Annotated in this window: 14 protein-coding genes; 13 read left to right on the top strand and 1 reads right to left on the bottom strand. The window is 58.9% G+C overall.

What is annotated here, in order from left to right; all coding sequences use genetic code 11:
• Positions 1-211 precede the first annotated feature (211 nt).
• From glyA to ACI0FJ_RS08535, 13 genes are all read left to right on the top strand, one after another.
• On the top strand, positions 212-1,450 hold the full coding sequence (gene glyA, locus ACI0FJ_RS08475; RefSeq protein ID WP_424301748.1) for a serine hydroxymethyltransferase: 1,239 nt from the start codon (positions 212-214) through the stop codon (positions 1,448-1,450).
• A 277-nt stretch (positions 1,451-1,727) separates the two neighbouring features.
• On the top strand, positions 1,728-2,192 hold the full coding sequence (locus ACI0FJ_RS08480; RefSeq protein WP_424301751.1) for a deoxycytidylate deaminase: 465 nt from the start codon (positions 1,728-1,730) through the stop codon (positions 2,190-2,192).
• A complete protein-coding gene (ribD, locus tag ACI0FJ_RS08485) occupies positions 2,192-3,337 on the top strand; it encodes a bifunctional diaminohydroxyphosphoribosylaminopyrimidine deaminase/5-amino-6-(5-phosphoribosylamino)uracil reductase RibD (RefSeq protein ID WP_424301754.1) in 1,146 nt (381 codons plus the stop codon). Before ACI0FJ_RS08480 ends, ribD begins: the two co-directional genes overlap by 1 nt.
• A gap of 238 nt (positions 3,338-3,575) precedes the next feature.
• Positions 3,576-4,244 carry a riboflavin synthase gene (locus ACI0FJ_RS08490; protein WP_424301757.1) on the top strand — a complete coding sequence of 223 codons (669 nt, stop codon included), beginning with the start codon at positions 3,576-3,578 and terminating at the stop codon, positions 4,242-4,244.
• Between the two features lie 129 nt (positions 4,245-4,373).
• Positions 4,374-5,615, top strand: coding sequence for a bifunctional 3,4-dihydroxy-2-butanone-4-phosphate synthase/GTP cyclohydrolase II (locus ACI0FJ_RS08495; RefSeq protein ID WP_424301760.1), 1,242 nt, complete (start codon positions 4,374-4,376; stop codon positions 5,613-5,615).
• A gap of 3 nt (positions 5,616-5,618) precedes the next feature.
• Positions 5,619-6,089 (top strand): 6,7-dimethyl-8-ribityllumazine synthase, encoded by a 471-nt coding sequence (ribE, locus tag ACI0FJ_RS08500; protein WP_424301763.1) that lies wholly within the window; start codon positions 5,619-5,621, stop codon positions 6,087-6,089.
• Between the two features lie 3 nt (positions 6,090-6,092).
• Entirely contained in the window at positions 6,093-6,563 is a 471-nt protein-coding gene (gene nusB, locus ACI0FJ_RS08505) for a transcription antitermination factor NusB (RefSeq protein WP_424301766.1), read from the top strand.
• A 40-nt stretch (positions 6,564-6,603) separates the two neighbouring features.
• Complete coding sequence (leuS, locus tag ACI0FJ_RS08510; RefSeq protein WP_424301769.1) at positions 6,604-9,096, top strand: leucine--tRNA ligase; 2,493 nt, start codon at positions 6,604-6,606, stop codon at positions 9,094-9,096.
• A gap of 30 nt (positions 9,097-9,126) precedes the next feature.
• Positions 9,127-9,648 (top strand): LPS assembly lipoprotein LptE, encoded by a 522-nt coding sequence (lptE, locus tag ACI0FJ_RS08515; protein ID WP_424301772.1) that lies wholly within the window; start codon positions 9,127-9,129, stop codon positions 9,646-9,648.
• 18 nt (positions 9,649-9,666) lie between these two features.
• Positions 9,667-10,644, top strand: a complete 978-nt coding sequence (gene holA, locus ACI0FJ_RS08520; protein WP_424301775.1) for a DNA polymerase III subunit delta — start codon at positions 9,667-9,669, stop codon at positions 10,642-10,644.
• Positions 10,641-11,315: a RadC family protein gene (radC, locus tag ACI0FJ_RS08525; protein WP_424301778.1), complete on the top strand. Its 675-nt coding sequence runs from the start codon at positions 10,641-10,643 to the stop codon at positions 11,313-11,315. The genes holA and radC overlap by 4 nt, the downstream gene beginning before the upstream one ends.
• 266 nt (positions 11,316-11,581) lie before the next feature.
• Positions 11,582-12,079, top strand: coding sequence for a methyltransferase family protein (locus ACI0FJ_RS08530; protein WP_424301781.1), 498 nt, complete (start codon positions 11,582-11,584; stop codon positions 12,077-12,079).
• Complete coding sequence (locus ACI0FJ_RS08535) at positions 12,070-12,537, top strand: MarR family winged helix-turn-helix transcriptional regulator (protein WP_424301784.1); 468 nt, start codon at positions 12,070-12,072, stop codon at positions 12,535-12,537. Before ACI0FJ_RS08530 ends, ACI0FJ_RS08535 begins: the two co-directional genes overlap by 10 nt.
• Before the next feature lie 81 nt (positions 12,538-12,618).
• Here ACI0FJ_RS08535 and ACI0FJ_RS08540 read toward each other — a convergent pair whose 3' ends face one another.
• On the bottom strand, positions 12,619-13,194 hold the full coding sequence (locus ACI0FJ_RS08540; RefSeq protein WP_424301787.1) for a pentapeptide repeat-containing protein: 576 nt from the start codon (positions 13,192-13,194) through the stop codon (positions 12,619-12,621).
• Positions 13,195-13,220: the final 26 nt, after the last annotated feature.

The raw sequence follows: 13,220 nt of genomic DNA on the forward strand, positions 1-13,220 counted from the left end.
TGTGCCCAGGGACAGTCGGCAAGGGGGTGGTCGCACCAGTTGCAACCAGCCTGCAAACGGTTAGAATGCCGACTGTCCGGCACGAGCATGTGCCCAGCAGAACGCGCCGCGCAGACACCGCGCCGACGCAGCCCTGTCGAAGCAGAGGCGGACGGGGGCAGCAGCTCCCGCCTCTTTCCTACCAACAACGTTCATTGAAAAGGTGGCAGCCATGGAAGAATTGATCATGCGCGACCCGGAGATAGCCAAGGCCATCACACTCGAATGCGACCGCCAGATGGGCAAGCTCGAGATGATTGCCAGCGAAAACTTTACCTCGATCCCCGTGCGGCAGGCACAGGGTTCGGTCATGACGCACAAGTACGCAGAAGGGTATCCCCACAAGCGCTACTACGGCGGCTGCGAGTATGTGGACATAGCCGAAGATCTGGCCCGCGACAGGGTCAAGCAGCTCTTCGGTTGCGAATACGCCAACGTCCAGCCCCATTCCGGCTCACAGGCCAACATGGGGGTCTATTTCTCCGTGCTCAAGCCCGGAGATACCATCCTGGGCATGGACCTCTCGCACGGCGGTCACCTGACACACGGTTCCCCGGTCAACTTTTCCGGCAAGCTCTACAACACCACGTTTTACGGTGTGGACCCGGAAACAAAGACCATCGACTATGACCAGGTTCTGGCCAAAGCCAAGGAACACAAGCCCAAACTCATCATTGCAGGGGCTTCCGCCTACCCGCGCATCATCGACTTCAAGCGTTTCCGTGAAATCGCAGACGAAGTCGGCGCATACCTGATGGTGGACATGGCGCACATCGCCGGTCTCATCGCCGCAGGCATCCACCCCTCCTGCATCGAGCACGCACACTTCACCACTTCGACCACGCACAAGACCCTGCGCGGTCCCCGCGGCGGCCTCATCCTCTCTTCCGAGGAAAACATGAAGTCGCTGAACTCGAACATCTTCCCCGGCATCCAGGGCGGCCCGCTGATGCACGTCATCGCGGCCAAGGCCGTGGCTTTCGGCGAAGCTCTGCGCCCCTCGTTCAAAGTCTACCAGCAGCAGGTCGTGAACAACGCCCAGGTGCTGGCAAAGACCATTACGGACGCAGGCTACGATCTGGTGAGCGGCGGCACGGACAACCACCTGCTGCTCATGGACCTGACCTCCAAGGACATCACCGGCAAAGACGCCGAACATGCCCTGGACAAGGCCGGCATCACCGTAAACAAGAACACCGTCCCCTTCGAGACCCGTTCGCCCTTCGTGACCTCGGGCATTCGCCTGGGCACACCCGCGCTGACCACCCGTGGCATGCGCGAGGACGAAATGGTCAAGGTTGGCGGCTGGATCGTGGACGTGCTGAAGAACATCGAAAACGAGACGCGGCTTGAAGAAATCCGCATCGACATTGAGAAGTTTGCGAAGCAGTATCCCCTCTTCGCCGAATAAATCTAGAGCGGCTGGTTCTTTTCGCCAGTGACGGCGTTGTGGGGAGGATTTTGCGAACGGGATGGAGAATAAAACTCCTATCCACATTCGCAAAATCCTCCCCACGCCTAGTCACAGACGAAAACTCCTCAGCCGCCCGACGGCAAGTCTGGAAAAAACATAAGAACAGGCCATAGCCCGCCTGTGTAATAAAAGTTTTTGGAAGGGGAGCGCGAGGGGAGAACCTTTTTTCAAAAAGGTTTCCCCTCGCCCCTCTCTTCATAAAGAGGAACACCTCATGTCTGACACAAGAATGCCCTGGCCCGAGTATTTCATGCGTATCGCGCATGTTGTTTCCGAGCGCAGCACCTGTTTACGGCGCAAGGTTGGTGCCATAGCGGTCCGGGACAAGCGAATCCTTGCCACGGGGTACAATGGTGCTCCTGCGGGATTGAAGCACTGCCTGGACATTGGGTGCCTCCGCGAGAAGCTTCAGGTTCCGTCGGGCCAGCGCCACGAGCTGTGCCGGGCCCTACATGCGGAACAGAACGTCATCATTCAGGCTGCGGCCAGCGGCGTAAGCCTGGAAGGCGCCACCCTTTACTGCACCACGCAGCCGTGCCTGATCTGTACCAAGATGCTGATCAACGTAGGCATCCGCACCATGTATTTTTCAGAATCCTACCCGGATGAACTGGCCCAGGACATGCTGGAGGAAGCCGAAGTGCACTACGAAGTGCTGCTGCCCGGAGAAGCCGAGTAATGACGGCTTCGGGCGACATGCACTTTCTGCAGCGGGCCATTGAACTGGCCCGGCGCGGACGCGGAACCACGGCACCGAACCCCTGTGTGGGCGCGGTGCTGGTTCGTGACGGTGCTGTTGTTGCCGAAGGCTGGCACACCCGGTACGGCGCTTTGCACGCCGAGCGCGAGGCCTTGGCCGATGCTCGACGCAAAGGCGTGGACCCGACGCAGTGCACCATGTACGTGACCTTGGAGCCGTGCAACCACCATGGCAAAACCCCGCCCTGTACGGAAGCGATTCTGGAAGCCGGAGTCCCTGCGGTCGTTGTGGGCATGCGCGACCCCAATCCGGTGGCGGCTGGCGGCCTGGAACATCTGCAGGAACAGGGCGTTGCCGTGCGCGTGGTTGCGGAAGACAGCGAAGAAGGCTTGGCCTGTCGCGCACTTTTGGCAGACTTTGTACATTTTCAGCAGACAGACCGGGCATTTCTGATTCTCAAACTGGCCGCGACTCTTGATGGCAAAATCGCGGGCGTGTCTGGAAAGCCGGAAAAAGTGACCGGCCCCAAGGCGCACGACCATGTGCAGGCATTGCGCCGGATGGCCGGTGCCGTCATAGTGGGCGGCCAGACCCTGCGCGCGGACAACCCCAGACTGACCCGCCGGGGCAACGATGAAGAGGCAGACACCCAGCCCTATGCCGTGGTGGTGACGTCGAAGCTGCCGTCTGCGGACAAGGACATTTTTCTTTTGCGGGAACGCGCCGCACAGACGATTTTCTGGACCGGAACCGAACAGGCGCAAAGCGAAACCGCTGCCCAGCTTGAAAAACTCGGCTGCCGCGTCTGGGGATTGGATTCCGGAGAACACGGCCTGGACCTGAGCCAAGGGCTTGCCCGGCTACGCGCCGAACTTGACGTGTTTTACGCCCTGTGCGAGGGCGGAGGTACATTGGCAATGGGGTGCGTCAGCCAGGGTATGGCTGATGAACTGCATTATTTTGTTGCTCCGAGGGTGCTGGGCAATACCAATGGTGTGGCATCGTTTTCCGGGGCCACTGCACAGAACATTGCCGACACGAAAAATTTCCGCATCGTGGCAACGGAATATTTCGACCCGGACCTGCTTTTGGTAATGCACCCGAAAAGGGAAGTCGCTCCCTAGACAGCCAAGCCAGGGCTGGAGCTTGCGAGAAAAAACGGCACTTCACGACGGCAACGGGGCAGCAATGGGGCAGCACGAATTTTTCAGCACAACCGATGGAAAGGTCGCTCAAAAATCGGGCTGGCAAGACACAAGGAAATTTACGGGGCCGACGTGTGCTTCTTCTGCACACGAGGAGTCGAAAATTCCGCAGGAACGCGGGCAGCACGAATTTTTCAGCGACCTTTAAGGAAGTGGTATGTTTACCGGAATAATACTAGGCCAAGGACGGATAGAAGCCGTAGAGAGCAGGGGCAATGAATCGCGTTTTCGCATTTCTCCCCTTTTCAAGCTGACCGATTATGTGATCGGCGAGTCCATAGCAGTCAACGGTGCCTGCCTGACGGTGGAAACCGTGATGGGGAAGTCGTATGCAGCCTATGCTTCCGGGGAAACACTCTCGCGTACCAACCTGGGCACTTTGCGGCCCGGTTCGCTGGTCAATCTGGAGCGTGCCCTGGCATTCGGCGACCGCCTTGGCGGCCATCTGGTAAGCGGACACATCGACTGCCAGGCCGAAGTGGAAAGCGTGACGCCGAACGGGCAGGCCCGAGCCTACCGGATTCGTTTTCCCAGGGAACAGGCGCCCTATGTCATTCCCAAGGGATCGGTCACATTGGACGGCATCAGTCTGACCGTGAACGATTGCGGCAAAGACTTTCTGCGGGTGGACATCATCCCGGAAACCCAGAGGGTGACGACCATTGCCCAGTGGAAACCAGGATATAAAATGAATATGGAGACCGACCTGATAGGCAAGTATGTGCAGAACATGCTGAGCCCCTGGGCCGGGGAAAAGGATACGGGAAAGACGCAAGCCGCCGCTGGCGGCCTGACTATCGACTTCCTGCGGGAAAATGGGTTTTAACACTGTTCCGCGCGCTGCGTTTCCAAGCCTTCCGGTGGGTTTCCGGGTACGGCAAGGGACTTTGCAAGCGGACGCTTTGCGCGTAGACTTACGCACTTTTTTCGAGCCGACGCGCTCTGGAGATTATGAATGAACAAATACACAGACCACATTTGCTCCGTTGAGGAAGCCATAGAGGACATCCGCAACGGCAAGATGATTATTCTTGTGGACGACGAAGACCGCGAGAACGAAGGCGACCTGACCTGCGCTGCGGAAAAGATCACGCCCGAGATCATCAACTTCATGGCTACGCACGGCCGCGGACTGATCTGCCTGCCCATGTCCAATGAAATGGCGGACCATCTGGAACTGCCGCTCATGAGCAAGCACAACGAGTCCTCGTTTGGTACCAACTTCACGGTGTCCATCGAAGCGCGCAAAGGCGTGACCACGGGCATCTCGGCCTATGATCGGGCCACCACCATCCTTACCGCGGTCAGTGACACGGCCACGGCGGAGGACATCGTCACGCCGGGCCACGTCTTCCCCTTGCGCGCCAAGGACGGCGGCGTCCTGGTACGCTGCGGACAGACCGAAGGCAGCGTGGACCTTTCCGTCCTGGCCGGGCTCAAACCCGCCAGCGTCATCTGCGAAATCATGCGTGAAGACGGCAACATGTCCCGCATGCCCGATCTGATCGAATTCGCAGAAAAACACGATATCAAAATCGCCACCATCGCCGACCTCATCCAGTACCGCATGAAGTTCGGCCACCTGAGCGTGCAAAAGGTCAGCGACGCCAAGCTGCCCAGCTGCTACGGTGGTGAATTCACCATTTCCGCGTTCCATTCCGATGTGGACGGACGCGACCATGTGGCCCTGGTTATGGGCGACGTCCATCCAGACGAACCCTGCCTGGTACGCGTGCACAGCGAATGCCTGACCGGCGACGTGTTTGGCAGCCTGCGCTGCGACTGCGGCGGCCAGCTGCAGAACGCCCTACGCATGATTTCCGAAGAAGGCAAAGGTGTGCTTTTGTATATGCGCCAGGAAGGCCGCGGTATCGGCCTTGCCAACAAGATCAAGGCGTACCATCTTCAGGACGAAGGCTACGACACGGTTGAAGCCAACCAGAAGCTGGGATTCAAGGCCGACCTGCGCGACTACGGCGTAGGGGCACAAATTCTGGTGGCCCTCGGGGTCAAAAAAATGCGCCTTATGACCAACAACCCCAAAAAAATCGTGGGGCTGGAAGGCTACGGGCTGGAGGTTACGGACCGGGTGCCCATTGAAATGGCCCCCTGCCCGCAGAACCAGTGCTATCTGGAAACCAAAAAGAACAAGATGGGCCACCTGCTCCATCTCAACGAAAAGACCGGAGAACAATAAGTCATGCTTAACCTGAAGACTACCGAAGGCCAGCTTGATGCCAAAGGCCTGAAATTCACTCTCGTCGCGGCCCGTTTCAACGATTTCATCGTGGACAGACTCGTGGGCGGTGCAGCGGATTACCTCATCCGCCACGGCGCACAGGCCGAGAACATCAATCTGGTGCGCATCCCCGGTGCGTTCGAGATGCCCGTGGCCGTTCGCAAAATCGCCCAAAAGGGCGAGTGCGATGCCATCGTCTGCCTGGGTGCCGTCATCCGCGGCTCCACTCCGCATTTCGACTTCGTGGCCAACGAGTGCGCCAAGGGTCTGGCCCATGTGGGACTGGAAACCGGAATGCCCATCGGCTTCGGCGTGCTGACCACGGACTCAATTGAACAGGCCATTGAACGGGCCGGAAGCAAAGCTGGAAACAAGGGAGCCGAGGCGGCAGCCGCAGCTCTCGAACTGGTTCGCGTCCTGGAGCAAATTTAATCCATGCAGCAAAAACAGGTCAGCGTCCGCCGGACTGCGCGCCAGCGGGCCTTTCAGACATTGTACGGTCTGCACTTCGAGGCCGCGGAAAACCAGGAAAAGCTCTTTTTTCTTTTCAGCAAGGGGCCTTCCCTGCGCGGTGAAGGAAAAGTTGCGCAAAAAGCCGGAGAATTCGCCTGGGAACTTGTCCTGGGCGTCTGGGAGCATTCCGAAGAACTCGACGAGACCATCTCCAAATTCTCCCAGCATTGGAAGATCAAGCGTATTGCCAAAATCGAACTGACCATTTTGCGCCTGGCGCTGTTCGAGATGCTCTACAGGCCTGACATTCCGCTCAAGGTTGCCATCAACGAAGCCGTGGAAATGGCCAAGAGCTATGGCGACGAGAACTCGGCCAACTTCATCAACGGCATACTCGACGCTGCGGCCAAGGCCGTGCAGAACGGCGAGTTTGAGATGCGTAAAGGCATTTAACCCCAATTTACGCCAAAGATAATTTAAGGACATCACAGAAATGGGTATCGGCAGCTACGATCCGCATTCCATTGAGCCCGCCTGGCAGGATCAGTGGAATGAACACAAACTGTTCCTGGCAGAAAACGGCAGTGACAAGCCCAAATACTACTGCCTGCAAATGTTCCCCTACCCCTCGGGAAAAATCCACATGGGGCATGTGCGCGTGTACACCATCGGCGACGTGGTCGCCCGTTACAAGCGTATGCAGGGCTTCAACGTGCTAAACCCCATGGGCTGGGATGCATTTGGCCTGCCGGCGGAAAATGCGGCCATAAAGCACGACACCCACCCCGCGGATTGGACATATTCCAATATCGACGACATGCGCGGCCAGCTCAAGCGGCTGGGCTACTCCTTTGACTGGACCCGCGAACTGGCCACCTGCCACCCGGACTACTACCGCTGGGAGCAGCTCTTTTTCATCAAGTTCATGGAAAAGGGGCTGATCTACCGCAAGCAGTCTCCGGTCAACTGGTGCCCGAGCTGCCACACCGTGCTGGCCAACGAACAGGTGGAAGACGGCCTGTGCTGGCGCTGCGATTCCGTGGTCCAGACCCGCGACCTGGAACAGTGGTACCTGCGCATTACCGACTACGCCGACGAGCTGCTGGAATGGCTGGACAAACTGCCCGGCTGGCCCGAGCGCGTCCTGACCATGCAGCGCAACTGGATAGGCAAGAGCTACGGCTCGCAGCTTACCTTCCAGATTGAAGGCGGCGAAAGCGTGGACGTTTTCACCACACGGCCCGATACCCTGTACGGTGCCACCTTCATGAGCCTTGCCGCCGAGCATCCGCTGGTGGAAAAACTCATTGAGGGCAAGGAACAGGCCGACGACGTGCGCGCCTTTGTGGACAAGGTCCGCAACATGGAACGCATGGAACGTGAAGCCGACACCCTGGAAAAGGAAGGCGTGTTCACGGGCGCGTACTGCATCAACCCCCTGAGCGGCGAACGCATGCCCATCTACGTGGCCAACTTCGTACTCATGGGATACGGCACCGGCGCGGTTATGGCCGTGCCTGCCCACGACCAACGCGACTTCGACTTTGCCAGCAAATACGGCCTGCCCCTCAAGGTGGTCATCCAGCCCAAAAAGGGCGACAAGATCGTGGTGGAGGAGCTGACCGAAGCCTACAGCGCCCCCGGCGTGCTGGACAATTCCGGCCAGTTCACCGGCATGGACAACGAGGAAGCCAAAAAGGCCATCACCGATTACCTGGGTGAAAAGAAACTCGGCAAGCCTACGGTCAACTACCGCCTGCGCGACTGGAACGTCAGCCGCCAGCGTTTCTGGGGCGCTCCCATCCCGGTCATCTACTGCGACGAGTGCGGCGCGGTACCGGTGCCGGAAAAGGACCTGCCCGTGGTTCTGCCCACGGACCTGAAGACCCGTCCCGACGGCCGTTCGCCCCTGCCAGAGACTGAATCGTTCGTGAACGTGGCCTGCCCCAAGTGCGGCAAGCCGGCCCGTCGCGAAACAGACACCCTGGATACTTTTTTCGAATCCAGCTGGTACTTTGCCCGCTACACCGATGCGCGCAACGAAACTGCCCCATTCGATCTGGACGCCCTCAAATACTGGTGCCCCGTGGACCAGTACATCGGCGGCATCGAACACGCCATTTTGCATCTGCTCTACGCCCGCTTTTTCGTCAAGGCGCTGCGCGACCTGGGCTACATGAACTACGACGAGCCCTTTGAAAGCCTGCTCACCCAGGGCATGGTCATCAAGGACGGCTCCAAGATGAGCAAGTCCAAGGGCAACGTGGTGGAACCCAGCGAAATGGTGCAGCGCTACGGTGCAGACACCACCCGCCTGTTCTCCCTGTTTGCCGCGCCGCCCGAAAAGGACCTGGACTGGAACGAAAAGGGCGTGGAAGGCTGCCACCGCTTCATCGGCCGCCTGTGGCGTCTGGTGGAGGACCTGGTCGACGTCATCGAGCCGAGCGCCGCCTGCGCCCCCGTCAGCGGAGAGCTTTCCGCCAAGGCCAAGGAAGTGCGCTGCAAGGAACACGAGACCGTGCGCAAGGTCAAAAACGACCTGGAACGCAACTACCAGTTCAACACCGCCATTGCCGCGGTCATGGAACTGGTCAACGATCTCTACCTTGCCAAGGACGAGCTGAAGGACGACGCAACGGGCCGCAAGGTGCTGTCCTCGGCCGTTGCTTCCATTCTGACCGTGCTCTCCCCCATGGTCCCGCACGTGTGCGAGGAACTCTGGAAGGCCGCCGGATACCAGGGCATGGCCTGCACGCAGCCCTGGCCCGAATACGACGAAAAAGCCATGGTCCGCGACGAGGTCACCGTGGTGGTGCAGGTCAACGGCAAGCTGCGTTCGCGCCTTACCGTTGCCGCCGACGCCTCCAAGGATGAAGTGGAAAAAATGGCACTCTCCGACGAAAACATCACCCGCCACACCGAAGGCAAGACCATCCGCAAGGTTGTTGTCGTGCCCGGCAAGCTGGTGAACATCGTCGCCAACTAAACGAAGAGACTCTCCGTCTTGAGGAATCGCATGCGACATACCTTTCCCTTCCGCACGACCCCGGCCGTCCTTATGCTGCTCGTTCTGCTGGCCGTTTCGGCCCTCGGCGGCTGCGGCTATCAATTCGTGTCTCAGGGCAAGGTGGCGCTGCCCGAGGACATCAAGACTCTGGCCATCAAAAGGGTCGACAACCCCAGCATGGAAACATGGCTGCCCGCCGAGCTGATCGCCCGTTTTCGTGACGAAATCACGAGCCGGGCGCAGCTCCGCTGGGTGGACAAGTCCGATGCCGACGCCCTGGTCTACATCGACATAGAATTCTTCGACGTGACCACGGCGGTAAGCGACGACAAGGGCCAGACCGAACAATACGTCGCCACCATCAAGGTCCGCGCCCGTATTCGCCGCCGTCTGACCAATGCAGAGGTGTGGGACTCCGGCTACAAGTACATTTCCGAACGTTTTCTGGCGTCCGACCAGCAGTCGGCCCGTCGCAAGGCCGTGGAACTGGCCGTGCGGCAAATCGTAGACTCCATGCAGAACGCCTACTGATCCGTTGGCAGGAGCACCATGTCCCGTCCCGGTTTCAATATTCTTGTCTGCCCTGATGCCGCCCTGCTCAAGCAGCGCATCGACGTTCTGCTCAAACAGGCGGGGGGCGGATATGACCAGCGCACCTACTGGGGAGACGACGACCTGCCCGATTCCTTCTGGCAGGACATCTCCTCGGTGAGCCTGCTGGGCGGAGCCAAGGCCGTTATCCTGCGCCATGTGGAAGCCATGGCCGAGGCACAGCTCAAGCAGCTTGTGCCGGTTCTTGGCGGCCCTGCGGGATGGCCCTTCCTGTGCGTGGAATCCGCCTGGGACCGCGGCAAGCCCAAGCTGCTCAAACGCCTCATCAAGCAGAAATTCTGGCTGGTGGCTGAAAAGCACGGCTGGATATGGACCTCCCCCGGACTGGACACCAAAAGCCTGCCCAACCATGTGACGGCCTGGGCCAAACAACAGGCCATCAACATTCCCCAGCCCGTTTTCCGCAAGCTCTGCTCCCTGCTGCCAGTGGATGCGGCGGCCCTGGGCTCTGAACTGGACAAGCTGGATCTGGTGCTGGGCGAACGCCGCGAACTGGAAATGACCGATCTGGAACTGCTGGCCCCTGTGCTGGAGCTGGACTTCTGGAACATGCTCGACGCCCTTACCCAGGGCCGGGCCACCATCGACGTATGGCGCGAGGTGCTGCGCGAACGGTCATCATCCTCGGACAACCTGCTTTTCCCCCTGCTTTCCAGCCTCACGCGCGAATGCCGCCTGCTGTGGCAGCTGATGCACGGCGAAGACGTTCGCCTGCCCCCCTGGCTCAAGGACAAAAAAATCGCCACTGCACAGCGCATGGGCCCCCACAAGGTGCGCGCCATGTTTACCCTGGCCCTGGAGGCCGACATGGGCGTGAAAACCGGCGAAAAGAGTGACACCCAGGCCCTGGAAAGTTTGGTGGCCGGACTCTGCGCCCTGTTTGCCGCGCCCGCTCCGGGTGCCCGCAGGCCATGAGTACGCCCCACTACCACGGACACCGCCAGCGTTTGCGCGAAAAACTGCAGCGCGATGCCAAGGCCCTGGAAGACTACGAAATTTTGGAACTTCTTCTTGGCCATGTGCTGCGCCGCGCAGACACCAAGCCCCTGGCCAAGGAACTGCTCGACCGCTTCGGCACCCTGCATGGCGTGTTCAACGCCGGGAAAGGCGAACTGGCGCAGGTCAAGGGCTTCGGCCCCTCGCTCGACCTTTTCTGGACCCTGTGGCGGGAAACATGGGCCCGTCTGCACGAGGCGCCCCTGCGCAAACGCGAAGTGATCAACCAGCCGCGTGATATCGCGGACATGGCCATGGCCCGACTGGGACCGTGCCGCTCCGAAGAATTCTGGGTGGCCCTTGTGGACAACAAGAACCGGCTGGTAGCCTGGGAATGCGTCAGTACGGGAACCGTGGACGAAGCCCCGGTCTATCCGCGCGAAGTGCTGAGCAAGGCCCTGCACTTTCAGGCCAGCGGCATCATTCTGGTGCACAACCATCCTGGCGGCGATCCCAAGCCCTCCAGCCAGGACATCGACCTCACGCGCCGCCTCATCCGCTCCGGACACGACCTGGGCGTGCGCATCCTCGACCATCTCATCGTTACCGACCGCACCTACTACAGCTTCCAAACCGAAGGCATGCTGTAAGCCGAAAGCGCTTCTCTTTTTCCCGCGCCTACTGTGGCTGGCGGCACGTCTGGCGTGTCACTGCGTTCGACCTTCCCTCTTTCCATAGAGCCTCTCAGCATGCCCAATTTCCAGAGGTCTTTTTCCGTGCAGTCAGGTGCGCTTGGCTTGTATCAGCCAGGCATCCAACGCCTATACTGTAATATCTATATGACAACCAAGCTGTCATATTGACAACATAGCTGTCATCTGCCATATTCCTGAAAACTGATATTGCAGGAGTACCTATGAACGCCCATACTTCCCCAAAGATCAAGGCAACGGCCCAGGATTCCCCGGGAATCCAGTTTATGCCTCCGAGGGCATTCACGCTCAGCCTGCTGGCTGGCATTATACTGGAGCTGGCTTTTCCCTGGCACCTTCCCCTGCCTTTTCTGCCGCTTTTAATCGGCGGGCTGGCAGTGTTTTGGGGAGGATTCTGGTTCATGATGTGGGGGCACACCCGCTTCCAAAACCTGGGAGTGAATGTGAAGACCAACCGCCCGGCCCAGTCCCTTGTGGTGCAGGGAGCGCATCGATACAGCCGCAACCCCATGTATGTGGGGTTTCTTATGATCCTTATCGGTATTGGCCTGGCCGCCCGCAGCGGCTGGTTGCTGCTGGATTTCCTGCCCCTGGCGGCGTATCTTCGCCTGTACGTGATTCCACGCGAGGAAGCCTACCTGCAGCGCAGGTTCGCTGAAACCTATACCCAATATTGCCAAAAGGTGCGTAGATGGCTGTAGACGACGACAAGAGAGGGCACCCCACCGGAGCCGCCCTGCATGATCTGTTCAGGGAAGTTTTTCATCTTCAGGCGATTCTTGCGGAAGCCATGGACGCGGTCCATGAGCAAAGCGGAATGCGCACCTCGCATAAGCGTGTTGCCGAGGTGGTGGACCGGCAGAAGACGGCTACGGTGCCGGATGTAGCTGCCGAATTGAACGTATCCAGACAGTTCGTGCAGACGGTGTGCAACGAATTGAACGCCCAGGGGCTGCTCGAGTTCAAGACAAACCCGAGGCACAAACGGTCGAAGCTGGCAGAGCTTACCGATACGGGGCGTACGGCCCTGTACACCTCCCGCGAACAGGAAAACAAAATTATCGAAGAACTCCTGCCGGGCCTGGATGCAGCGGCCATCGGCCAGGCTGCCGCATTGCTGCGCAGGCTGCGAGAACGCATGGAGGGCCATCCCTCCTAGCCGCCTACGCCTGTAATACCAAGTCGAGTCACCGGGACATGGCGCAGGGGCACAACTGGCAGGGCAGAGGGTACAGCTCTATCACTCCAAAACAATATCCAAATTCGCCAGCAGGGAAACGGCCTCGGGCAAGGAAAAAACCGTCTTCTTCAAGGTGTTGGTTTCCGCATTCATGTAATAATTCCGCGACGTGGCAAAATTCGCATAACTCAAATCCGCCTGATGGAACTGGCATTGCCCCAGCTCGCACTCATCGAACACCGCACTCTTCAACCTGACATTGGAGAATTGGGCCTCCCGCAGATCGCACGACAAAAATTTATATTGGGAGAGGTTCATGTCTGCGAACACATTATTCCTCATAATGCAGCCACTATAGGACGCGGATAAAAATCCCCCTGTTCCGCTCCAGTCCACGCCCACCATTTTGCAGTCTGTAAATTTCACCCAGGTGAAGAGAGACCCGACGATTTCCATGAGCGACAAATTGCACTGCACGAATCTGCATTCATCAAACGCGCAGTCCACCAGCCGGGCAGACTGAAAATCCACATTTTGAAAGGTGCACTTGTAAAACGAGACGCCTTCGACCTCTTCATTGCACGCGGTATGGTCAAAGGTCTCATTATCAAAGCTGTCGCTTCCGGAAAAATCCATTGCGTTTTCCACGCCACCTTCTTTGG

The sequence above is a fragment of the Desulfovibrio sp. 7SRBS1 genome (genome assembly GCF_049723905.1).
Lineage (GTDB): Bacteria > Desulfobacterota > Desulfovibrionia > Desulfovibrionales > Desulfovibrionaceae.